Raw genomic sequence first — 23257 nt, 5'->3', positions numbered from 1 at the left:
ACTAATGCGCCATTCCAACCGCTCCACCCTCACTCACATCAACCTTGTTAACAATCCGTTTACGGCCAAAGAACAAGATTAAGAAACCAATCACAGAAGTAGTTATCATAATGCCCGCCATAGGAACAGAAGAATTACTTTTAAAAATCCCGATGCCCAAAGTCATCATCGCGCCTAGACCTAGTTGCATCGCTCCAAGCAAGGAAGATGCGGTACCGGCGTTATGCTCAAACGGGGCAAGCGACAAGGCTGATGCATTAGGATTTAGTGTTCCTACACAGCATAACATCACGAAAGTAATAGCAATAGTGCCCGCAATACCATACCAACCGTAATAACTGCCAATCAGAAATACCAACGCGGTTATAACCTGAACCGTTAGCGCTACCCAGATGATTTGCTCGCTTTTATATTTTTTTAACAGCAGGTTATTCACCTGGCTGGCACCAATAAAGCCGACAGAGAGACCGGCAAAGATCCAGCCGTAGGTTTTGGCGCTTACTTTAAATATTTCCATAAATACAATCGGTGAAGCCGATACATACACAAAAAGGCTGGCAAAAGAGAAAGCGCCGGCAAAAGCGTAAGTATAAAACTGCGGATTTTTGATCACCCCTAAAAAGCTATTGATTATTGGACCAGGCTTTAATGAATGATTTGGGTTGGGCTTGTAACTCTCCGGCAAAAAGAAGATTACCGTAAGAAGAATACACAGTGCCATAGCCCCCAACACTACAAATATTAAATGCCACCCCCAATAAGCGGTTATATAACCGCCCACTGTAGGCGCTATCATGGGCGATGCACCCAGGATCAATATCAGCAAGGCAAAGATCTTAGCATTCTGATCAAGCGGAAAAATATCGCGCACCATGGTCATGGAGGCTACGCCCGCTGCACATGCGCCAATAGCCTGGATAAAACGAAGCACAATCATGCTGTTAATATCGCCGCAAAAATAACAGCCCACCGAAGTGATAAGGTAAACCACCAAGCCTATGTACAAAGGCTTTTTACGCCCAAACCTATCCAGCAAAGGGCCATACAGTAACTGCCCGGCGGCAAGCCCAATAAAGAAACTTGACAACGATAGCGAAACCTGCGCGGTAGTAGTATGAAGTGATTTGGCAATAGCGGGAAAGCCCGGCAAATACATATCTATAGAAAACGGACCTAACGCCGTGAGCGACCCTAATATCAGTACCGTAAAGAAATAACGCTTTTTTGTCATGGCAGCTGCTGCAGTCATTTATTCGAATTTTGGGCAAAGATGAGATTTTAGCTATTAATTTCTGCTATCATATCGAATTATGACTATTAAAATATACAAACCAAAATTGCCACTGCGTTCTGTTTATCTCATTTAATTTTTGGCGTGTTATTTGATTTAGATATTATAACTAAATATTATTTTATCATGAAAAAGTTAATATTATATACAGGCATCATTGCTTCATTTATTTTGACATCAGCCAATTTTGCACAAGCACAACATAAAATCAGCTCGCAAGGCAAAGGCGCTATTATTGGCGGTGCCGGCGGCGCTGTAGTAGGCGGTATTATTGGCCATGGTGTTGGCGGTGCCTTAATAGGTGGCGCTGTAGGCGCCGGCGGTGGTTACATCATTGGCAATGAGCACCGTAAAGCCGTTGAAAAAAGAAGAAGAGCAGCATATCGCTCGGCGTATTATCGTAGACATGGGCATTACCCTAACGCTTACGTTTACAGAGCGCCGTCAAGACGATAACTTGATTAAACCCTGAGCCCGCAATGTTTTTGCGGGCTCTTCTTTTTTTAGCTATATTAAAGCCTCTTAAACTACGTTTTATTTTGCATGGGTAAAGCTTTACTTACAGTTGCGTTATGTTTATTGCCCTTTTTGTTGATGGCGCAAAATGATAACAGCTCTGCAAAGTATCGCCCGATAGACACCGTTGAGAAAAAAGATCTGATTGACCTGGTTAGATCATTTGTCAATATTCAGCCGCGCAAAATATCCCCGCAGGAAAAAAAGAAATTATATTTCTCCATATTACCCGTATCAGAATCGGGGATCAATGATCACCGGATGCTCATCACTTCTACCACCGCAGGTTATTACCTGGGCGATCCGTCAGACACCTATCTTTCGACAGTTACCTTTGCGCCTTATCTTAATTTTAAAGGCAGGTATGGTTTACCCATTCACTCCAATATCTGGCTAAACGCTAATAGCTATAATATACAAGGAGACACGCGTTTATTAAAATATCCGCAGTATACCTGGGGATTGGGTGGTGGCCAGCCCTCAAGCGATAAATTTTTGGTGGATTATGTTTATTTGCGCTTTTACCAAAGCGTACTTAAACGCATCACCCCTTACTTCTTCGCCGGTATAGGTTACAACCTGGACTATTATATGGATATTGAAAGCGATAACGGAAATCCCAAATCGCTGGCCCAATTTACCAATTACAAATTTGGTACCTCGTCAGAAGAAAACTCGTTTTCCTCAGGTCCGAGTTTGAATTTGCTGTATGATACACGCAACAATCTGCTCAATCCAATACCAGGTTGGTACGGTAACTTAATCTATCGCTATAGTCCATCTTTTTTGGGTAGCGATAATAACTGGCAATCATTGTATGTCGATGTTCGCAAATACTTGTCGCTATCAAATTCCGGCCCCAAAAACATGCTCGCCTTTTGGAGTTTTTACTGGACATCTTTATCATCTGGCACCCCTTATCTAAGCTTACCCTCTATCGGTATGGACCCTTACCAACGTTCAGGTCGCGGTATTGCGCAGAACCGCTATCGTGGCGAAAGTTTGATTTATTTTGAAACCGAATATCGCCGTGATATAACCGATGATGGGCTATTGGGCTTTGTTGCATTTACCAATATCAACTCGGCCAGCCAGATTAACAGCCGGCAATTTAAGTATTGGAATCCGGCTGGCGGCGCGGGCTTGCGGGTTAAATTCAACAAAAAATCGGGCACCAATATTGGTATAGATTATGGTCGCAGCCGCGACTACTCGGCTATCATTCTTAATCTGGGCGAGGCTTTTTAAAATAAAACATCATTTAAACATCGTAAAGCCACATTTTGGCCTGTAACCAAAAAATAACGGATTTTATTACTAATTAACTTATTATATTATAAAATAATCCGCTATCTTTGAATTACAACAATTCGAATAAAATTTCAGCGCACAGTCGTTACCTTTCCGAAGCACTATTTATTTAAACGATTTATTTTTTTTCCGAAACCTTTAACTCCATCATGTCAAAACGGATTTTAATTTTAGATGATAACCAGGACATTCTGGACATCGTTCACGAAACGCTCTCTTATGAGAATTTCGACGTGAAAAGCATTTCTGTTGGCGATGAGGTAATGCCCATGATGTTGGAATTTGCACCTGCTTTAGTTATACTTGACTATCGTGTGGCCGGTGTTAACGGCGGCGAATTGTGTAAGCAGATCAAATGTCACCCCGACTATAAAGATATCCCCGTAATTATTTTCTCAGCTTATATTAACCATGACGATGAGTTATTTGGTTATGGTTGCGATGCGATAATTAACAAACCATTTGACCTTACTGAACTGGTTGAGAAGGTTAATGGCTTGATTTCTTAATTAAATATTTCTCACTTTTTGTTTTAAAAAAATGCAAACAAAGTATATAGGGCTTTGTTAACATTTAAAATACGTATTGATAAAGAAGGCTTTATGCCTTTTTATATGGATTCTTATATTAGCTTTACAAACTAAAACACACTTTTAACTTTTTTTTAAATGAAGATTTTTATCGCCAAGCTGCCTTATCAATATCAGTCAGCTGACGTTTCTGAATTATTTGCGCCATACGGCGATGTAAGTTCGGCTAACGTTATCATGGATCGTGAAACCGGCCGCAGCAAATGTTATGCTTTTGTTGAAATGCCCGACGACACCGAAGCGCAAAACGCAATTACCAACCTGGATGGCAAATCCATCCTTGACAAAGAAATTTCTGTAAGCCAGGCCAAAGAAAAAGAACGTACCGAGCGCCCGGGTGGCGGTGGTGGTTACCGTGGTGCTAGTGGTGGCGGTGGCGGTTATCGCGGCGGCAACAGCGGTGGCGGTGGCTACAATCGCGACAAAAGCAGCGGTGGTGGTTATGGCGGCGGCGGTGGCAGCTATGGTAAGGACCGCGAAAAAGGCGGTGGTGGCGGTTACAACAAAGATCGCGAACGCAGCAGTGGTTATGATAACTACGGCAAAGATCGTCGTAACGATAGTTAATTAAACAATTTATCGGCTGCTTAGCTGACCATAAATAGAAAAAGCCGCTCCGGATATCCCGAGCGGCTTTTTTAATGCTGATATAAATTTATTAGTTTAATCTGAAGCCTATGCCAATTTGCCAAACCTGATTACGGTAGTCGGGCACATAAGTATTGCCGTACGAGTCTGTTTTATCCAAATCTACGGTGTAGCGAGCGTGCAGATCAACCCAACGGTTTAGGTCAAAGCTTACGCCTAATACACCGTCTAAATAAGATTTATGTCCGCTTCTATTTTCGTAATTTTCTTCCTGTGTTACATCAAAACCATTATCATAGGTATTGGTGGTTGATAACAAGTAAGATAATTGAGGGCCTATAAGGAAATTAAACGCCGGACCTACTTTAAATTTAGCCAATAAGGGTATATCAATAAAATTGGTGCGTTGGGTAAAATTACCGTCTGCAGTACGGGCTTGATAACCTTTTTGCGAATACAAAACCTCTGGTGCGAAAGAGAACGGATAAACAATAGGCAAATCAAAAGTTAAACCTGCGTTGATACCGCCTACTGTACCAGAACTGTAGTTGTCGTAATTTGAGCTGATCTGGTTAGCTATGTTACCGCCAATTTCTAAACCAATTTTTGGTTGATAAAAATCATCGTCATTGGAGTTATTAGCATAACTGCCACCGCGCGGCGAATGATAATATCGGCGTTGTGCATTTACTGAGCCCGCAACCAGCAGGCATATAGCAAAAAAGAGAATTTTTTTCATTTCGGTATATTTTTATAATTATTTAATAATGCTTTTTAGAGCAGTATGTTTCGCAAAGGTTTATTTCTGAATTATTTTTTTCTTAATATTTTATTTACGTGACATTGTAACAACATTTGAAAAATGACGTCAAACGGCTTATTTGGCGTATGCCAAACAAATCTTTTTAAGTTCAGTCGCGCTTTTATTTAACTGATTTTTTGATATATATTTATTGTTCAAACACGTAACATGAAACAAAGATTATTTCTGGTTGCTTTTGCATTGGCAGCCATTACCTCAAACCTTAAAGCACAAACTATTATAGCGTGGAAACAAGCCACATCCGGCGGCTTTAGTTACAAGTACGTAACTGGCGACCCTACACATTCACGCTTCTACAAATTAAAAAACGGGCTTACTGTTATTTTAAGCCCAACCAATAAACAGCCGCGTATTCAAGCCTTTATTGTGACTAAGGCCGGCAGTAATACCGACCCGGCAGATCACACCGGTTTAGCGCACTATTTAGAGCATTTGATGTTTAAGGGTACTGACAAGTTTGGCACTACCGACTACGCTAAAGAAAAACCATTCCTTGACAAGATCGACGCATTATACGAGCAATATAATAGCACCAAGGACCCCGAAAAACGCAAAGAGATCTATAAAGAAATTGACAAAACATCCGGCGAAGCCGCAAAGATCTCTATCGCCAATGAATATGATAAGATGATGGCCTCAATGGGCGGACAGAACAGTAACGCCAGCACATCTTTTGAGCGTACTGCTTATACCGAGGATATCCCAAGCTCATCAATTGATAAATTTTTAACTTTGCAGGCAGAGCGCTTCCGCAACCCTATCCTGCGGATCTTCCATACTGAGCTAGAGGCGGTTTATGAAGAAAAAAACCGTGGACTTGATGATGATAACCGTAAGGTGTTTGAATCGATGTTTGCTGCATTGTTCCCTAATAACAATTATGGTAAACAAACTACTATTGGCACCATTGAGCACCTGAAGAATCCTTCGTTAAGAGCTATCCGTAACTACTACTATACTTACTATGTGCCTAACAACATGGCCATTGTATTGTCTGGTGATTTTAACCCGGATGTGATCATTAAAAAGGTAGATACCCACTTTAGCTACATGAAGGCTAAGCCTATCCCCCCTTATACTTTTGATCCTGAAAAACCGATTACCGCTCCGGTAAAACGTGAAGTTTACGGACCAAACCCTGAAGGTCTGACCATTGCGTTCCGTTTCCCCGGCGCAGCTACCCGCGACGCACGTTTGCTGGATTTGATGGGGTCTATATTAACTAATGGCAAGGCGGGTTTATTTGACCTTGATTTGGTTAAAAAACAAAAAATGCTGAGTGCCAGTGCAGCTGATTATGCGTTGAAAGATTACAGTGTTTTGTTGCTGCGTGGTACCCCGATCAAAGGGCAATCATTAGACGAAGTGCGTGATTTGATGCTAAGCGAAATCAGCAAGTTAAGAAAAGGTGACTTTTCGGAAGATCTGATCACCTCGATTGTAAACAATACCAAGAAAGATAAAATTGTTGACGACGAAAGTTATGTAAATCGCGCCAGCAACCTGATGAACGATTTTGTAACCAATGTAGATTGGCGCTACGATGTTGCTACGGTTAATGAGCTTTCAAAAATCACCAAAGCGCAAATTGTTGAGTTTGCCAATAAGTACCTGAACGAAAACAACTACGTGATTGTTTACAAACACCAGGGCGAGGATAAAAATATCCTGAAAGTTGAAAAACCGCCAATTACCCCGGTTGAGGTAAATGCAGGTAAACAATCAGATTTCTTGAAACAGGTAAATGCTATGCCACAAAGCGCAGTAAAACCTGTGTTTTTGGATTACCAAAAAGACATTCAGCGCGCTAAATCTGGCAATACCGAATTACTGGCGGTGCAAAATAAAGACAATAGTATATTCCGTTTATACTATCGTTATGATATGGGTAGCTGGAACAGCAAATTATTACCAATAGCTGCACAGTATATCCAGTTTTTAGGTACCAAAACAAAATCGGCAGAAGATTTTAGTAAAGCGTTTTATAAACTGGCATCGTCATATAGCATCTCGGCAGGTACCGAAATTTCGACGGTTACCTTTAGTGGTCTGCAGGAAAATCAAGCTGCTACCATCAAATTATATGAGGACCTGTTAGCCAATTGCCAGCCTGACGACCAAGCACTGGAAGGCTTAAAGGCCCGCATGAAAAAAGCCAGAGAAAATGCTAAACTGAACAAAAGTGCGCTTGCGCAGGCATTAGTAAGCTATGCCCAATACGGCCCATCTAATCCATTTAACAATGTATTAAGCGACGATGAACTGGACAACCTGAAAGCTCAGGACCTGGTTGATATCCTGCATAAATTAAACAGCTACAAACACATCGAATTATATTATGGCCCGCAGACGGCACAGCAGGAAGCATTAGTTTTAAGCAAATTGCATAAAACGCCCGCTAGCTTTATACCTTACCCTGAGAAACACAATTTTGTTAAAATTGATGCAGACCAGAACCGGGTACTGTTTGCTAACTATGATATGGTACAGGCCGAAATTTACTGGATCCGCAACGAGGGTGCTTACAGTGCGCAAGAAGCTCCCGAAGTTGATTTGTTTAACAACTATTTTGGTGGAGGCATGAGCACGGTGGTTTTCCAGCAAATCCGCGAGTCGAAAGCTTTGGCCTATAGTACTTATGCTTATTATTTGACACCTGCTAAAAAGGATGATCGTAATTATTTCCTGGGCTACATAGGTACACAGGCAGATAAGCTGAATGAATCTATAAAAAGCATGAACGAGTTATTGACAGACATGCCTGAGTCAGAAAAAGGTTTGATTGATGCTAAAGAGAACATGCGCAAATCAATCGAGACCGACCGTATTACCCAGGATGACATTTTGTTTAACTACCTGGACGCAAAACGTCTTGGCTTAAACTACGATGCACGCAAAACAACTTTCGATGCGCTGGACAAAATGAATTTTGCGACTATTAAAGATTTCCATGATCAACAGCTAAAAGGTAAATCATATAGCTATTGCATTGTTGCTTCTGATAAACGCGTTAACGACGACGATTTGAAAAAATATGGTGAGCTGATAAAACCAGCCATAAAACAACTATTTGGCTATTAAACCATAATAACGTATTGTAAAGCAAGCATTAATTTAACTGCCTGTGTAACAATATAATTTTATTTCGAAAAGCGTATAGCGAATTTCGTATTATTTAACTTATTAAATAATAAATGGTATAGGGTTTGTTAATATCTAACAAATTCCTATACCATTTTTGTTTAGGATATAATACATAATACGATGCAAAGGATACTAGCCGTTGATGACGATAAAGACATTTTAGAAATTTTACAGCTGATACTAGAAGACAGTGGTTACGAGGTTGAAACTTTAGCAGACGGGCACGGCCTGTTTGAAAAGATCAACCAATGCCGCCCTAACCTAATTCTGCTGGATGTTATGTTGGGTAATATGGATGGCCGCGAGCTTTGCCACGAGGTTAAGGCTAAAAAAACAACCCGCGATATCCCGGTGATTATGTTATCGGCAAGCCACTATGTCAACCGCAATAATTTGCATACCAACGGCTACCCGGATGATTTCATTTCTAAACCCTTCGATATAGAGGTGCTACTCAGTAGTATACAGCGGCAATTAGCTGCATAATGATCTTTAGTCCGGGGCTTTGCCCCGGACTTTTTATTTCCTTTCATTCTAAAAGTTATGAACATCGCCTTACGGCTCAGTTCAAACCTGTAATTTTTTCTCCACACTTATACGTCATCTTTTCTGACTGCGTTAAATGTGTGTTTTCCACACTTTGTTAATTACTAATGTGAATTGCTTTTTTGGGTTTGACTAATTTAGCGCCACTATTTTTACGCACTATGATAAAAATCAGCTACCGAATATTCCTCCTATCTATATTTTTTGCACTTAATGTACAAGCTCAGCAAGACCAATCTTTCCAGGTTCACCGCGCATATCACGCCGCTGGCGATCTGCTTGAAAAAGGCATGTATGTAGCAGCATCGCAACAATATCATTTAGTGATGGACTCGCGGTTAAAAACCAGCGTTCAGCCTCAGTTTGAAAGTGAGCTGTCTTTATTACAAGAGAATTCGCAGTACTATGTGGCCCTGTGCGCATTAGAGTTGCAAAATGACGATGCAGAAAGCCTGTTCCTGAAATTTATACATGACCATCCTGAAAATCCGCTGGCTAAACTGGCGGTTTATCAGATAGGCCGCTCTTACTCCAAAAAAGGCGACTATAAAACCGCCTTACTTTGGTTTGACAAGATCACCGCCGGCCAGTTAAGTGGCAGCGAATACACCGAATATAAATTCCGGAAGGGCTACGCCTATTTCTCAATAGGCGATTTCACCAATGCACAACTGCAATTTAGCGAGGTGAAAAACAGCCGCTCGCCATTTACTGATGATGCAACTTACTACTTTGCGTATATCGCCTATTTAAATAAAGACTATCACTTAGCACTGGTAAACTTCGAGAAATTGAAGAAATCAAAGAAATACGAGAGCAGCTACCCCTACTATATTACCGCAGTTTACTTCCTTGATAAACGCTATGATGATGTTTTAAACTATGCGGTGCCTATCGTCAACAATACCAAACAGCAAAACGAGACCGAGATGCTGCGCATTATTGCCGCGTCATACTTTGCCAAGGTTGATTATGATAATGCCGTAAAATATTATGACCGCTTTGAGGCGCGGGACCATGGCAAAACCCAAAACACGCAGGATAGTTACCAAATGGGTTACGCTTATTACAAAGTAGGCAACTACGCTAAATCGGCTTCTGAATTGGAGAAATTGATTGAACAGGACGATAACTATAGCCAAAGTGGTAACTATACTTTGGGCGAGGTTTTCCTGAAGATGAATAATAAGCAAAGCGCGCGTAATGCATTCTTTGCTGCCTCAAGGTTAAGTTTTGACAAGCAGTTGCAAGAGGATGCTTTGTATGAGTACGCTAAACTATCGTACGAGCTTGACTTCAATACCCAGGGCCTGGAAGCTACCCGTGCCTATTTAAAAAACTATCCATCATCGACCCGTATTACCGAGATGAAAGTTTTATTGGGCGAGGAGTTATTAAACTCGCACGCTTATAAAGAGGCGGTTGATATTTTGGAGCCGATACCTAATAAAACCCCGAGCGCTAAGATCGCTTACCAAAAAGTTACTTATTACCGTGGTTTAGAGTTTTACAATGAGCGTGCTTTTGAAAATGCTATTGGTATTTTCCTGCGCTCGCTTAAAGTTAAGATGGACCCTAAAGTTACGGCGCTTACCACCTACTGGATGGCTGAATCGATGTATGAGGTGCGTAAGTATACCGAGTCCGTATCAACCTTCCAGGACTTTTTAGACCTGCCGGAGGCTAAAGAAACCAATGTTTACAACTATGCTAACTACGCGCTGGCATATGCTGCTTTTTATGGTGAGAAATATCGCACTGCCGCCACTTATTTCCAGAAATTTATTGATGGCGAGGAAAAAGATCAAAATACGGTTAATGACGCTATTACCCGTATAGGCGATAGTTTCTTTGTATTAAAAAGCTATGAAAAAGCCTTAGAGTACTACAACCGTATAATTGACGGACATATCAAAGGCGAAGATTACGCGCTCTTTCAACGGGGTATGATCCAGGGTTTGCAAGGCGCGCCTGATACCAAGATCAACACATTGAAAGAACTATTGGCCACCTACCCTAACTCTGATTATGCAGATGATGCTGATTTTGAGATAGCCTACACCTACTTTGTTAAAAACGATGGCCCTACAGCTAAAACTTTGCTGCAAACCATGATCCAGAAGTATCCAAACAGCAGCTACATCCCGCGTGCCTTGGTTACTATTGGTTTGATTGACTACAATGCCGGTAATGATGATTTGGCGGTTGAGTCGTTTAAGCAAGTAATTAAAGACTATGCATCAACCGATGAAGCTAAACAAGCTTTAAAACAGATCGAAAAGATCTATACCGATAAAGGTGATGCGGCTACTTTCATTGCTTACGCCGGCACTACGCCTATTGGTAATTATACCGCTGCAGAGCAGGAAAGCATTATGTACACTGCTGCTAATAACCTTTATTTAAAAGGCGACTGGCAAGGTGTAGTATCTGCCGTAGGCGCTTACTTCGATAAGTTTCAAAACAAGCCTATCTATGAGAAACAATCCAGGTTTATCAGGGCACAGGCGTTGGTTAATTTGAAACGTGATGACGAAGCGGTGGTTGATTATAACGTAATCCTGAATGACTGGACCAGCACTTCCACCGAGCAATCATTAATCGCTATGGCTAAGCTGTATATCGGCAAAAAGAAATATAATGATGCAGTAGTGTTCCTGAAAAAGTTAGAAATAAACTCGGAGTACAAAGCCGATTATACCTTCGCTATTAATAACCTGCTATTGTGCTATGCACAAATGCATGATGCAGACGATGCTTTGAACTATGTGAAGCTGATCAGACAAAACGAAAAATCAGCACAGGAAGATAAATTCCGAACAGGTTTGTATGCGGGTTTAGCTTATTTGCAAAAAGGCGATACCACCGCGGCAGTGAACGAATTTGATTATACCATCAGTAACACCAAAACCGTCGCTGCTGCCGAGGCTAAATACAACGTAGCCTATGTTCAGTACCAGAAACGTCAATACAAAGCATCGCAAAAAACCTGTTTTGAATTGGCTAAAGACATGCCGAATTATGATTATTGGGTAGCCAAGACGTTTATTTTATTGGCTGATGATTATATAGCATTAAAAGATGCTTTCCAGGCTAAAGCTACATTGCAATCTGTATTGGATAATTATAAGGGTAACGACGAGATATTGCCAACCGCACAAGCCGCACTGGATAAAATCTCGCCACCTAAAAAACCGAGGGAGAACAACATAGCCCAGCCGGATTCGACGCAAAACAGCAAACCAGATACAACGCAAAATAAACCGGTTAATAAAGGATAAAGAGAACAAGCACATGAAATTAAAATACACCTACACGCTGTTTACTTTGATCATGGTATTATACTTTGTTCCGGTTAACGCGCAAAAAAGTACGAAGACAAAAAAGTCGACCACAAAAACTACCGCTAAAAAGGCTGAAAAACCTGCTGCCAAGCCTGCCGCAAAATCGCCGGTAAAAAAATCGGCCGACGCTAAATCAGTTGGCGACCAGGCAGCTAAATCAGCCGCAGTTGATACGGCAAAAGGTGGTGGCGCAAATGGAGCTAACGCAGCCAATGGCGGCAGTCTTTCAGAGGAGATCGTAATTACATCGGCCTACAAACCTTTGTTGGCCGACGCGGTTAAGATCCGCCGCAACCCCGACCTGGAAGATAAAATACCATACAAGGCTCCATTAAGCTACGCACCGTTGGACAAACGCCTGGAGCAAAACTCAGAGATCAAACAACTGGATGCTATGAAAATGCCTTCGGTAATTGATACCATTCCTTACAATAACATTGTACGCGGCGGCATAGGTAACTTAAAAACTACGTTCCTGGAAGGTTACTTTGGTAACGGACCGGATCAGGCTATGCAAGTTGGCGGTTATGTAAGGCTCTTTGCCCAAAGCAGCAGCTCGTACGAAAATCAAAAGAGCAATCATGAAGAGGTTGGCGTTTACGGAAAGAACATAGGCGAAACCAACACGCTATCCGGTCGGATTGATTTTGAGAACAAAGGCAATTACTTCTTTGGCTACGATAAAGACAATCCGCCGAAGACTTTAGATATCGCTCATCAATATTTCAATACGTTGAGTGCTGAAGGCGAACTAGCGAAAAACTACAAAGATGTAGAGAATGACTTTACTTACGCTTTAAAGTTAAAAGGCTATACTTTTGGTGATCGATTTACTGCACGTGAGAACAACGTGGTATTATCTGGTTTCCTGAACCAAACCATTAACCAGTTTTATACAGGTTTGGGCGCATCGTTAGATCTTAGCTCGCAGAAAGATTCTTTGTACTCTTACAACAACAGCATTGTACGTTTAAACCCTTATATCAAATTTCAGGGTGATGCCTATAAAATTGATGCCGGTATAAACATTGTGGATGAATTCGGCTTCGCCGGACGTTTTTCACTTTTCCCTGCTGCTAAGTTAGAGTATCAGGTGATTCCTAAATACGTACGCTTATTTGTTGAAGCTAAGGGCGACGTTAATAAATCATCACTGAGAGATTTTTATGGTAACAACCCTTATTTAGGGCGCGATCTGCAAATCAAAAACTCGGTGGATAAGCTTGATCTGAGCGCAGGTTTAAAAGGAACTATAGCACCCGGCCTGGGTTTTAAAGCAGACATTTTCCACAACAGCGTTAAAGACATGCCTTTGATGGTAGACAATTTCAATTTTACTGCCGGCCAGAACCGCTTTGCAGTGATTTATGATAATGGTACAGCTACCGTAAACGGCTTTAATGGCGAGTTAGATTATAAGGTATCTGGCGATGTAAATATTTTTGGCCGCGTTGAGTATAAAGACTATAAACTAGCGACGGAAGCGCAGCCATGGAACCTCCCAAAATTCAAAATGACAGCAGGCACAGCCGTAAACATTAATGACAAAGTTAAAATTACAGGCACTTTACTGGTAAGAGGTACTGCGTTTGACAAACCAAATGCGGCTGTTTATCAGCAAACTTTTGGCACAGCTTTGCCGGCAACAACCGTTGCTACCCAACTTGATCAGTTTATTGACCTGAGCGGCAGCGTTGAATATAGAGTAACTAAGCAGATATCGATTTTTGGCAGGGTAAACAACATTTTAAATTCGACAAATCAAACCTGGATATATTATCCCGACTACGGATTTAATATATTTGGCGGTGCTAGTGTAAGCTTCTAAAGCGTGGAGTTGTAAGTTGTAAGGTTTAAAATTAGCTTTTTAGGCAATTTAAGATTTTGCACTACGGACTTTAGACTTATATTTGAAGTTCACTAATTAACCGTTACTTTTAAGAAATGGATGTAGGCTTTTATTTAGGCGAATTGCTAATGCAGCAGGGCGAAGTGAGTGTACCCGGATTGGGTTACTTTGTCCAGGCGCGTGTAAGTGGTTATTACGACGAAAATGAACGCAAGTTTTATCCGCCCTATCACCAGGCTCAATTTGACCCACAGTCGATCGACGATGAGGCGCTGTCTGAATATATCGCCGCGAAAAAGAATATATCTGTAGCATCGGCACGATATTTTGCCGAAAAATACATTACCAACTTAAAACAGCAGGCTTTAATAACCGAGGTACCTCTTGGCAACTTGGGTTGGTTTTATACCGAACTGGCTCAATTAAGCTTTAGGCCCGCAGCTAAAATTATTGACGATAGCATTTTTTATGGCCTTGAGCCAGTAAAAGTCAATAAGGCAAATGATGTTAGGCGATTTGAAGAACAGGTACCTAAGGTTGAGCTTAACTTCCCGGGCAAAAACATACCACCAAAACCTTCTGTAATAGAAGAAGTTCAGGATTCATTTGTGCAGTTACCCCCGGTAACCGAAGCACCCGTTAACGTGCAGCCCGCGGCCATTTATGAGAACGAACCTCAAAACCAGGTCTCGCCAGAGTTCTTCGATCCCGGAGAGGAAGAAGAAACGTCATCAGGCGCGTTGCGTATTGTTCTGTTTGCTTTAATAGGTATAATGGTGATTGGGCTGGGTGTTTTTGCGTTATATCGTTATCAGCCGGATACTTTTGCCAAAATTACCTTCTGGAAACATAAACAGGTAATCACAGAAACTGCAAAAACAAAACCCGCCCTTGCCGCTAAAGTAGTAGACACGTTAGATAAAGATACATTAAGAGCGGATACGCCGGCAGCCTCAAAACCGGATACTATGGGGCAAGCGCCAACACTGGCTAAATCTAAAGTAATTTCGACAGCGCCGGCAGAGCAAACTGTTACTACAACCACCAAAACCAGCGGTAAGATCATATCGGCTACTCCGGTTGACGAGCCTGCTGTCTCTAAGAAAAAAACAGTCATTATTTCGCAAACGCCGGTAAGTGCAAATGTGGCTACCAATACTAAAAAGGCAGAAACTGTCGTTACAAAAGCACCAACTGCGGTTACCGGCCTGCCAACGGTTATTAAACCAAAGGCTAAACCGACTGTAGAAGCGCCGTTTAGAAATGATGCTTTGATAGCTAACCCATCAGATGCTGTAGGTACCCGCCGTTTTGAAGTTTACGCGGTTGATGCCAACAGTATCCGGGAGGCAAATACGGCTATCAGAAAAATGAGAAAATACGGCCTAGATCCGCGTATCGTTACTGATGGTACAGGCCCGCAGATACATATCTCGATCGGGCATTTCGCTACCAAAGAGGAAGCGAGAGATCTGGCCTTTAAAGAAATTGAAGCAGGTCATGTTCCGGGTGGCGCAGCCTATGGAATAGAGATCATCCCACAAAAATAAACTATAATTAATGCAAGCAGCAGTAACAGACACCATTAGCAAACTAGCAGACACCGCTAACCACACCGCACAACAGCTAGCGGCCATTCCACAACAAGAGTTACGTTTTGGGGATCTCATACTTAAAGGCGGCTGGGTAATGCTCCCCATCGGTGTTTTAGCCATACTGGGTTTAGTTATATTTTTTGAGCGATATTTCACTATCCGCAAAGCATCGAAAGACGAAAATAACCTGATGCAGCAAATCCGCAGTAGTATACTGACAGGTAACCTGGAGTCGGCCATCGCTATCTGTCGTAACAGCAACTCACCTTTGGGCCGTATGTTACAAAAAGGTTTATTGCGCATTGGGCGCCCTATAAAAGATATTGAAGGCGCTATTGAAAACATTGGTAAGCTGGAAGTAGCTAAGCTGGAAAAAAACATAGGTATTTTAGGTATTGTTGCAGGTATAGCGCCCATGTTTGGTTTCCTGGGTACTATTGCGGGTGTAATTAAGATTTTTTACGATATATCTAAAACTGATAACATTAGCATGGGGGTAATCTCAGGCGGTTTATACGTAAAGATGGTAACCTCGGCAGCGGGTCTGTTTGTGGGTATCGTAGCTTATGTATGCTACCACATTTTAAATATGATGGTTGATAAGGTCATCCTGAAACTGGAGACCGACGCCATTGAATTTATTGACCTGTTAGAAGAGCCAAGCAAATAATGAATTTAAGAAAGAGAAAAAGGGGAGCTTCTGCCGAGGTACATACTTCGGCCATGAATGATATCATGTTCTTCCTGCTTTTGTTTTTCCTGATCGCGTCGACGGTAACCAACCCCAACGTCATCAAGCTGATGCTGCCAAAATCATCAAGCGGGCAATCGGTATCTAAGAAAACAATTACGGTATCTATCACCAAGGACCTGAAGTATTACGTCGACAAGAAAGAAATCCCTGTAGCAGACTTAAATACTACTTTACTGGGCTATAAATCATTAGCCACCGAGCTAACCATTGTACTGTACGTAGACAAAACCGTAGCCATCCAGGACGTAGTACAGGTAATGGACATAGCGCAAAAGCTAAACATAAAACTAGTATTGGCAACGGAACCGAAGGGGTAGATTAGTCATTGGTCAATGGTCATTAGTTATTTGATTTAATGACCAATGACGCGCAAAGCGCAAATGACCAATGACAGCGAAGTGAATGACGCGCGTAGCGCAAATGAATAAGAATGAATTACCAACAAGAAGAAAATAATTATCCAAAAGCTTTTGCATGTACAGGCATTATACTGGCCTGTGTGATGGCTTTGTGTTATTTTATTGTCTTCACTAACCCGCCTAAAGAACAGGACGGCACGGGCGGCATTCTGGTAAACTACGGTACTACAGACGAAGGCATGGGCAGCGATTACATGAGTACCGAACAGCCGTCGCAAGCTGAAAAAGCAAATCATAGCAAACCCGACAAAGTTACCCCCGCCCCACCAACCGAAGAAAAGCAAAAGGTTGAGGCCAGCGATAAAAACGTGGTAACTCAAAATACCGAAGACGCGCCCGAAGTTGCAGCCAACACCAAAAAGCCAAGCACTACGGTAGCTACCACACCTACCAAAGCCCCTGCCAAGCCAACCGTTAATCAGAATGCTTTGTACAAAGGCAAAACCAACACCGGCACCGGCGAAGGTGACGGCACCACCAACACACCAGGTAACCAGGGCAAACCAACCGGGAGCACGCTAACCAATAACTACAACGGTACCGGCTCTGGTAACGGCGGTAGCCTGATGATGGCGCAACGCAACTTTACCAGCAAACCAGCCATAAGCGATGACGGCCGCCATACCGGTAAGATTATGGTTGATATCCGCGTAGATAAAAACGGCAATGTGGTTTATGCCCGTGCGGGCGCCCGCGGCACCACCATAACCGACTCGAACCTACTCCAAAAATGCGAGGATGCGGTTAAAAATTCCAAACTAAATCCGCTTGACTCAGCACCCGACCCGCAGATTGGTACGGTAGTGTTTGTGTTTAAGGTGAATTAGATTTACCCGCGATGATTTTCCCGTTTTCTGTAAGATTCAATAATCAGTTAAAAGCCATTATCACTTCTAAGAACCAACAGCAAATATTAGAATATATAAGTCTAAATATTATCGAAAAGAAAGCGGATAATGTAATTATTGGTGATTATCGTGTAACCTATAAGGGATCAACATCGAAAGGACGAGGTTCTTTATTTGGGGGTGTTGACGATGGCAGCTTCGATTTGTCTTACAAAAATGCTAAATGGTATTTGATTTATCAGATCAATATGCGCAAACTATTTATAAATACTTTAATGTTATCAGTAATAGCTGAGACTTTTGTATTGTTTAATAGGGGGCCTTGGTGGATCGGTTTGGTGGCGTTTCTATGGTTGTGTGGCGGCAATTGGATCATCTATTTAATTAGGCATGGCCTTGTAGTTGGAAACCTGACCATCCAAATTGACGAATTGATATGTGGTAAAATGGAACAACCCGAGAAACCAGAACTGGAAAAAATTCCGGGTAAACTTAAAAGCTGGTTTTAACTCCCACAAATAATCCTATCAATACCACTCATCCTGCATTGTGGTCTAAATTTTGAATACGTTACTTCGCATTATAATAACTACAAACTACCATGCGAATAATAACACTTGAAGAACATATTTCCTTTCCTGAAATGACGGCGAAAATAACCGATAGTGCTAAAGGCAGCTTCGGGCAATCGGAAGTCATGAAAAAACTGACGCCCAAACTGGCAGATGTAACCGGCGAGCGTTTAAAATCAATGGATGATAATGGTATCTCGGTACAGGTGCTTTCTGTGGATAGCTCAGGCGCCAATCTGGTAGCTGCCGAAGATGCGCCGGCTTTCGCCACACAGTATAATAATTTGATTGCCGAAAAGATTAAAGGGTATGAAGACCGCTTCGCGGCGTTTGCTTTACTACCGATGACCGCACCTGCTACCGCAGCCGATGAATTAGAACGTACCGTGAAGGATTATAATTTCCGTGGTGCCATGATCCGCGGGCTAACGGAGGACCAGTTTTTAGATCACCCAATATTTGCCCCAATATTTGAACGTGCCGAAAAACTGGATGTGCCCATTTACTTACATCCCGGTTTACCACCAAAAAGCGTAGCTGACATTTATTACAGCGGGCTTCCCAATTATTCGGGTATGTCTGAAGCCTTAGCCTGTTATGGCTGGGGCTGGCACCAGGAAACCGCGCTCCATGTTTTACGCCTACTATTCGCAGGGGTTTTTGATCAGTATCCAAAACTAAACCTGGTTATAGGCCATATGGGCGAAATGCTGCCCATGATGATGGCACGCTCAGAACGGGCATTTAAACCCGGCAACGGCGGCGCTAATCAGCGCACATTAACCGATACATTCCATCAGCAACTTCACATTACCACCAGTGGTTTCTTTACGCAACCGCCACTAAAGATTGCTCTCGATACCTTTGGCATCGATAACATCATGTTCTCTGTCGATTATCCATTTAGCACCAACGAAATGGGTATTGAATTTTTGAATGCAATTGATTTGCCCGAGGACCAAATAGCAAAATTAGCGCATGGCAATGCAGATAAGTTGTTGAAATTGAAGGTGTAATAAAGTTCAATCTATTCCAGACAATGCAGCTTAATTTTGTCCATGAAGTAATTCAGATCAAAAGGTTTTGCGATATGGTCATTGGCGCCGCAGTCTTTGCTGATGATCTCCAGATCGCTGTTGGCTGACACCAGGATCACCGGCAGATGTTTCAAATGCTCGTCGTTTTTAATATAGGTACACATGGTTTGGCCGTTCTCGCCTTTTAAAGCCAAATCAAGCAATACCAGGCCAACTTCTTTTTCAAGCAAGCGCCTTTTGGCAGACTGGGTGTCTGCCAGACTAATCACTTTGTAGCCTCCCATCTCCAATAAAATACTCATCATTTCACCTATAACAGGCTCGTCCTCAACTATCAGTACCTTTCTTTTCATAGTAATTGCTAATACGTATCGCGTAATGCAATAGTTATACCAGTATTTAGAATCAAGAGTCGAGAATCAAGATGTAAGACTTTTTTATCTTCATATCTTGATTCTTGTTGCTAAATATTTGTTTTTGACGAGCGACTCTTGGCTCTTGATTCTTGGCTCTTGATTCTGTTTATTAACTTTGCCCCCGTAATGACCTACCAGGAAACCCTTGATTACCTTTACGCGCAGCTGCCCATGTTTACCCGGGTGGGCATCTCGGCATTTAAAGCCAATCTGGATAACACTATTGAGCTTTGCGCGCGACTGGATAATCCGCAGTATAAATTTAAAAGCATCCATATAGCCGGCACTAACGGTAAAGGTTCTAGCTCGCACATGCTAGCCGCGGTGTTGCATACTGCGGGTTATAAAACCGGTCTATATACCTCGCCACATTTAAAGGATTTTAGGGAGCGCGTGCGTATTAACGGGCAAATGATCAGCAAGCAAGAGGTTATTGATTTTGTGGCCGACCATCAGCAGGATTTTGAGCAGATCCAACCTTCTTTCTTTGAGATGACGGTAGGCCTGGCATTTGATTACTTTGCCAGGGAACAGGTGGATATTGCGGTGATTGAAACTGGCTTGGGTGGCCGACTGGATTCGACTAATATCGTCAATCCATTGGTATCTGTAATCACCAACATAGGTTGGGATCATATGAATATCCTGGGCGACACCTTGAAACTGATAGCCGGCGAGAAAGCAGGGATTATTAAACCAAATATCCCCGTAATAATTGGCGAGAGACAGCATGAGGTGGCCGATGTTTTCATCAACAAAGCCAAAGAACAAAACGCGCCGCTAATTTTTGCATCTGACTTATATACTGCCGAAGCAAAAAACAAAAGCAATGAATTGCTGGAGGTTGCAATAACCGCGGCAAATCAGCCTGCGTTGAGCATACAGTTGGATTTGACCGGCAGTTATCAGCTAAAAAATATTAAAACGGTACTGGCAACTGTAAATGAATTAAGATCGCAAGGGTTTAATATTACTGATGATCATATCAAAACTGCGCTGCACCAGGTTAAAAACTTAACCGGTTTGCATGGTCGCTGGGAAACGTTAAGTGCCAACCCACTCACCATTTGCGACACGGGCCATAACCCCGACGGGATACAGGAAGTACTGAAAAACATAGCCAACGTTGACTATAAGCAACTGCATTTTGTGATAGGAATGGTGAATGATAAGGATGTGTCCAAAGTGCTTGCTATGCTGCCCAAAGACGCCATTTACTATTTCTGCAAGCCTGATATGCCACGCGGATTGGAAGCCGAAGTAGTGCAGCAAAAGGCCCTGGAATTTGATTTGCATGGTGATGCTCATTCATCAGTAAAAAAAGCATTAGCAGCAGCCCAAAGCGCTGCAAAGCTTAATGATCTGGTTTTTGTTGGCGGCAGCACGTTTGTGGTAGCAGAAATTGTCTGAATTCATATCTTCACATTTTAAATACACGTATGAGCCAAATTAGCTGGGGCATTATTGGTTGCGGCAACGTCACCGAAAAAAAAAGCGGCCCTGCATTTAATAAAGTTCCGGATAGCAAACTGGTTGCCGTAATGCGCCGCAATGCAGAAAAAGCCGCCGATTACGCCGGCCGGCATAACGTACCCAAATGGTATGCTAACGGACAAGAACTTATTGATGACGCCGAGATCAATTCTGTTTATGTAGCTACTCCACCCGCTTCACATATTGACTATGCTCTGGCTGCGTTAAAGGCTGGCAAAAATGTTTATATCGAAAAGCCAATAACCCTCAATGCTGCCGAAGCTATTACCATTGCAGACGCCGTTAAACAAAGTAAGGGTAAAGTATCCGTAGCGCACTATCGCCGCGGCCAACCCATGTTTTTATATGTCAAGGATTTACTGAATAGCGGTGCCATTGGCGAAGTGCGCACCGTACAGATAAAAATGTGGCAAAGCTTAAGGCCGCAGCTGATTACTCAAACCGAAGATAACTGGCGCATTAACCCTGCCTTATCCGGCGGCGGTTATTTTCATGACCTGGCACCACACCAGTTAGATTTGATGCTTTTCTTTTTTGGAGAGCCTGAATATTATAATGGCCGTGCGCTAAATCAATCGGGATATTATGAGTGCGACGACAATGTAAGCGGGCAGATCATCTTTAAAAACAAGGTAGTCGTTAATGGTTCCTGGAACTTTAATGTGTCTGTAGACGAAAAAATAGACCAATGCCTCATTGTTGGCAGCACGGGCAGCATCAGCTTCCCCGTATTTGGCCATGATGTTACCGTTAGGGTTGGTGCCGATGAAAAAACAGTACATTTTGCACCATTGGAGCATGTACAACAACCAATGATTGAAAAGGTAGTTAACTATTTTAAGGGCGAGGGTGAGAATCCCTGTTCGATTGAGGAGGCTGTTTTGTTGATGAAGATTATTGACGCGTTTAGTCGCCCCCTCTAAGTCCCCCCCTTGGGGGAGATTTTTAAATAACAAGAACTCCTCCCCTTTGGGGAGGCCGAGAGGAGTGCCTACTTCTTCTTAGGCACCTTAGCTCCTTCCTTCCGAGCCTCTGACAGCCCTATCGCTATTGCTTGTTTTTTACTGGTTACTTTTTTGCCGCTGCCGCTTTTTAATGTGCCTTCATGCATCTCATGCATGGTTTTCTCTACTTTCTCGCCAGCTTTTTCTGAATACTTAGCCATGATGTTAATTTTTAAGTAAATGTTAATAACCGATGCAAAATATTTGCCAATTTTACCCTGATGAACCACATTTCTGAAACTGATCTGATTTTGAACGCCGATGGCAGCATTTACCATCTAAATCTGCATTCCGGCGATATTGCCGATACCGTTATTACCGTTGGCGACCCCGATCGCGTTGGCGAAGTGAGCAAATACTTTGACAACATTGAATTCAAAAAAGGAAAACGCGAATTCATTACCCATACCGGCGCTATCGGTAAAAAACGGATAACGGTGCTTTCAACCGGCATCGGCACAGATAATATTGATATAGTTTTCAACGAGCTGGACGCTTTGGTGAACATTGATTTTAACACACGTGCCGTTAATTCGACATTGCGTAGTTTAGATATTATCCGCATCGGTACATCGGGTGCGGTGCAGGCGGATATTGAAGTGGATAGCCTGCTATTGTCTTCGGCAGCAATTGGTATGGACCCGTTGATGCACTATTACCAGCAAACTTTAACTAATGATGAACAAGAATTGCTGAATGCTTTTAAATCGGCTTTGTCAAAATCTAATCTATTGCCTTATATCGCATCCGCCGGGAAGCAATTATTAGCCCTTTTAGGCAAGGACCAGCAGCAAGGCATAACAATTACCGCACCCGGGTTTTACTCGCCACAGGGGCGCCAGGTAAGGGCCATAGCGGCTGTACCGGCACTCATGGAAGTGATTCAACAATTCAGTTTTAACGGGCAGCGTATTACCAATCTCGAAATGGAAACCGCCGGCATTTACGGATTGGCTGCTGCCCTGGGCCATCAGGCGGTATCATGTAATGTCATACTGGCTAACCGGGCCACAAAAGCACTCAGCAAACAGCCGGGCAAGATTATGGATCATTACATTCAGCATTTGCTTGAGAAAATAAGCGCCGTTTAAGTTGTATGTATTACGTTAGATGTTT

The 23257-nt window shown here is 42.5% G+C and carries 21 protein-coding genes; 17 read left to right on the top strand and 4 right to left on the bottom strand.

The annotated features are described in order from the left end of the window. Position 1 precedes the first annotated feature (1 nt). Positions 2 to 1249, bottom strand: coding sequence for a multidrug effflux MFS transporter (locus HB679_RS00290; protein WP_255547506.1), 1248 nt, complete (start codon positions 1247 to 1249; stop codon positions 2 to 4). A gap of 168 nt (positions 1250 to 1417) precedes the next feature. Here HB679_RS00290 and HB679_RS00285 point away from each other — a divergent pair, with 168 nt between their 5' ends. From HB679_RS00285 to HB679_RS00270, 4 genes are all read left to right on the top strand, one after another. Then, the gene (locus HB679_RS00285) at positions 1418 to 1747 is read left to right on the top strand and encodes a hypothetical protein (RefSeq protein ID WP_214069937.1); all 330 of its coding nucleotides are present in this window, start codon (positions 1418 to 1420) and stop codon (positions 1745 to 1747) included. An 87-nt stretch (positions 1748 to 1834) separates the two neighbouring features. Then, on the top strand, positions 1835 to 3055 hold the full coding sequence (locus tag HB679_RS00280) for a BamA/TamA family outer membrane protein (protein ID WP_214069936.1): 1221 nt from the start codon (positions 1835 to 1837) through the stop codon (positions 3053 to 3055). A gap of 212 nt (positions 3056 to 3267) precedes the next feature. Continuing rightward, a complete protein-coding gene (locus HB679_RS00275; protein WP_214069935.1) occupies positions 3268 to 3627 on the top strand; it encodes a response regulator in 360 nt (119 codons plus the stop codon). Between the two features lie 159 nt (positions 3628 to 3786). After that, positions 3787 to 4275, top strand: a complete 489-nt coding sequence (locus HB679_RS00270; RefSeq protein WP_214069934.1) for an RNA-binding protein — start codon at positions 3787 to 3789, stop codon at positions 4273 to 4275. 91 nt (positions 4276 to 4366) lie between these two features. Here HB679_RS00270 and HB679_RS00265 read toward each other — a convergent pair whose 3' ends face one another. After that, complete coding sequence (locus tag HB679_RS00265) at positions 4367 to 5035, bottom strand: porin family protein (RefSeq protein ID WP_214069933.1); 669 nt, start codon at positions 5033 to 5035, stop codon at positions 4367 to 4369. A 231-nt stretch (positions 5036 to 5266) separates the two neighbouring features. On the opposite strand from HB679_RS00265, the gene HB679_RS00260 reads away from it, so the two are divergent. From HB679_RS00260 to HB679_RS00215, 10 genes are all read left to right on the top strand, one after another. Continuing rightward, positions 5267 to 8200, top strand: coding sequence for a M16 family metallopeptidase (locus HB679_RS00260; protein WP_214069932.1), 2934 nt, complete (start codon positions 5267 to 5269; stop codon positions 8198 to 8200). A 183-nt stretch (positions 8201 to 8383) separates the two neighbouring features. Beyond that, on the top strand, positions 8384 to 8749 hold the full coding sequence (locus HB679_RS00255) for a response regulator (RefSeq protein ID WP_214069931.1): 366 nt from the start codon (positions 8384 to 8386) through the stop codon (positions 8747 to 8749). Between the two features lie 221 nt (positions 8750 to 8970). Next, on the top strand, positions 8971 to 12090 hold the full coding sequence (locus tag HB679_RS00250) for a tetratricopeptide repeat protein (protein WP_214069930.1): 3120 nt from the start codon (positions 8971 to 8973) through the stop codon (positions 12088 to 12090). Between the two features lie 13 nt (positions 12091 to 12103). Beyond that, positions 12104 to 13981, top strand: coding sequence for a hypothetical protein (locus tag HB679_RS00245; protein ID WP_214069929.1), 1878 nt, complete (start codon positions 12104 to 12106; stop codon positions 13979 to 13981). Between the two features lie 116 nt (positions 13982 to 14097). Continuing rightward, a complete protein-coding gene (locus HB679_RS00240) occupies positions 14098 to 15552 on the top strand; it encodes an SPOR domain-containing protein (protein ID WP_214069928.1) in 1455 nt (484 codons plus the stop codon). 10 nt (positions 15553 to 15562) lie between these two features. Further along, positions 15563 to 16267: a MotA/TolQ/ExbB proton channel family protein gene (locus tag HB679_RS00235; RefSeq protein ID WP_214069927.1), complete on the top strand. Its 705-nt coding sequence runs from the start codon at positions 15563 to 15565 to the stop codon at positions 16265 to 16267. Next, complete coding sequence (locus HB679_RS00230) at positions 16267 to 16668, top strand: biopolymer transporter ExbD (RefSeq protein ID WP_214069926.1); 402 nt, start codon at positions 16267 to 16269, stop codon at positions 16666 to 16668. Before HB679_RS00235 ends, HB679_RS00230 begins: the two co-directional genes overlap by 1 nt. Positions 16669 to 16781: 113 nt before the next feature. Further along, entirely contained in the window at positions 16782 to 17597 is an 816-nt protein-coding gene (locus HB679_RS00225) for an energy transducer TonB (protein ID WP_214069925.1), read from the top strand. A gap of 11 nt (positions 17598 to 17608) precedes the next feature. Beyond that, positions 17609 to 18127 (top strand): hypothetical protein, encoded by a 519-nt coding sequence (locus HB679_RS00220; protein ID WP_214069924.1) that lies wholly within the window; start codon positions 17609 to 17611, stop codon positions 18125 to 18127. Positions 18128 to 18219: 92 nt separating this feature from the next. Beyond that, positions 18220 to 19206, top strand: a complete 987-nt coding sequence (locus HB679_RS00215) for an amidohydrolase family protein (RefSeq protein ID WP_214069923.1) — start codon at positions 18220 to 18222, stop codon at positions 19204 to 19206. An 11-nt stretch (positions 19207 to 19217) separates the two neighbouring features. Here the strand turns inward: HB679_RS00215 and HB679_RS00210 are convergent, their stop codons facing one another. Next, positions 19218 to 19580, bottom strand: coding sequence for a response regulator (locus tag HB679_RS00210; protein ID WP_214069922.1), 363 nt, complete (start codon positions 19578 to 19580; stop codon positions 19218 to 19220). A 189-nt stretch (positions 19581 to 19769) separates the two neighbouring features. On the opposite strand from HB679_RS00210, the gene HB679_RS00205 reads away from it, so the two are divergent. Together HB679_RS00205 and HB679_RS00200 are read left to right on the top strand one after the other, a co-directional pair. Then, positions 19770 to 21053, top strand: a complete 1284-nt coding sequence (locus HB679_RS00205) for a folylpolyglutamate synthase/dihydrofolate synthase family protein (protein WP_214069921.1) — start codon at positions 19770 to 19772, stop codon at positions 21051 to 21053. Positions 21054 to 21082: 29 nt separating this feature from the next. Then, positions 21083 to 22060, top strand: coding sequence for a Gfo/Idh/MocA family oxidoreductase (locus tag HB679_RS00200; RefSeq protein ID WP_214069920.1), 978 nt, complete (start codon positions 21083 to 21085; stop codon positions 22058 to 22060). Between the two features lie 68 nt (positions 22061 to 22128). Here HB679_RS00200 and HB679_RS00195 read toward each other — a convergent pair whose 3' ends face one another. Further along, entirely contained in the window at positions 22129 to 22302 is a 174-nt protein-coding gene (locus tag HB679_RS00195) for a DUF6496 domain-containing protein (RefSeq protein ID WP_214069919.1), read from the bottom strand. A 60-nt stretch (positions 22303 to 22362) separates the two neighbouring features. Between HB679_RS00195 and HB679_RS00190 the strand changes: the two genes are divergently transcribed. Next, on the top strand, positions 22363 to 23232 hold the full coding sequence (locus tag HB679_RS00190; RefSeq protein ID WP_214069918.1) for a nucleoside phosphorylase: 870 nt from the start codon (positions 22363 to 22365) through the stop codon (positions 23230 to 23232). The last annotated feature ends 25 nt before the right edge of the window (positions 23233 to 23257 follow it).

This window comes from Mucilaginibacter sp. dw_454, assembly GCF_018449775.1.
GTDB lineage: Bacteria > Bacteroidota > Bacteroidia > Sphingobacteriales > Sphingobacteriaceae > Mucilaginibacter.
The sequence above is the reverse complement of the archived record's forward strand: the minus strand, read 5'-3'. Positions and strand labels throughout refer to the sequence as shown.

Coding starts and splice junctions, on each gene's coding strand:
- HB679_RS00290 (WP_255547506.1), bottom strand. CDS start 1,249: ATGACTGCAGCAGCTGCCATGACAAAAAAGCGTTATTTCTTTACGGTA.
- HB679_RS00285 (WP_214069937.1), top strand. CDS start 1,418: ATGAAAAAGTTAATATTATATACAGGCATCATTGCTTCATTTATTTTG.
- HB679_RS00280 (WP_214069936.1), top strand. CDS start 1,835: ATGGGTAAAGCTTTACTTACAGTTGCGTTATGTTTATTGCCCTTTTTG.
- HB679_RS00275 (WP_214069935.1), top strand. CDS start 3,268: ATGTCAAAACGGATTTTAATTTTAGATGATAACCAGGACATTCTGGAC.
- HB679_RS00270 (WP_214069934.1), top strand. CDS start 3,787: ATGAAGATTTTTATCGCCAAGCTGCCTTATCAATATCAGTCAGCTGAC.
- HB679_RS00265 (WP_214069933.1), bottom strand. CDS start 5,035: ATGAAAAAAATTCTCTTTTTTGCTATATGCCTGCTGGTTGCGGGCTCA.
- HB679_RS00260 (WP_214069932.1), top strand. CDS start 5,267: ATGAAACAAAGATTATTTCTGGTTGCTTTTGCATTGGCAGCCATTACC.
- HB679_RS00255 (WP_214069931.1), top strand. CDS start 8,384: ATGCAAAGGATACTAGCCGTTGATGACGATAAAGACATTTTAGAAATT.
- HB679_RS00250 (WP_214069930.1), top strand. CDS start 8,971: ATGATAAAAATCAGCTACCGAATATTCCTCCTATCTATATTTTTTGCA.
- HB679_RS00245 (WP_214069929.1), top strand. CDS start 12,104: ATGAAATTAAAATACACCTACACGCTGTTTACTTTGATCATGGTATTA.
- HB679_RS00240 (WP_214069928.1), top strand. CDS start 14,098: ATGGATGTAGGCTTTTATTTAGGCGAATTGCTAATGCAGCAGGGCGAA.
- HB679_RS00235 (WP_214069927.1), top strand. CDS start 15,563: ATGCAAGCAGCAGTAACAGACACCATTAGCAAACTAGCAGACACCGCT.
- HB679_RS00230 (WP_214069926.1), top strand. CDS start 16,267: ATGAATTTAAGAAAGAGAAAAAGGGGAGCTTCTGCCGAGGTACATACT.
- HB679_RS00225 (WP_214069925.1), top strand. CDS start 16,782: ATGAATTACCAACAAGAAGAAAATAATTATCCAAAAGCTTTTGCATGT.
- HB679_RS00220 (WP_214069924.1), top strand. CDS start 17,609: ATGATTTTCCCGTTTTCTGTAAGATTCAATAATCAGTTAAAAGCCATT.
- HB679_RS00215 (WP_214069923.1), top strand. CDS start 18,220: ATGCGAATAATAACACTTGAAGAACATATTTCCTTTCCTGAAATGACG.
- HB679_RS00210 (WP_214069922.1), bottom strand. CDS start 19,580: ATGAAAAGAAAGGTACTGATAGTTGAGGACGAGCCTGTTATAGGTGAA.
- HB679_RS00205 (WP_214069921.1), top strand. CDS start 19,770: ATGACCTACCAGGAAACCCTTGATTACCTTTACGCGCAGCTGCCCATG.
- HB679_RS00200 (WP_214069920.1), top strand. CDS start 21,083: ATGAGCCAAATTAGCTGGGGCATTATTGGTTGCGGCAACGTCACCGAA.
- HB679_RS00195 (WP_214069919.1), bottom strand. CDS start 22,302: ATGGCTAAGTATTCAGAAAAAGCTGGCGAGAAAGTAGAGAAAACCATG.
- HB679_RS00190 (WP_214069918.1), top strand. CDS start 22,363: ATGAACCACATTTCTGAAACTGATCTGATTTTGAACGCCGATGGCAGC.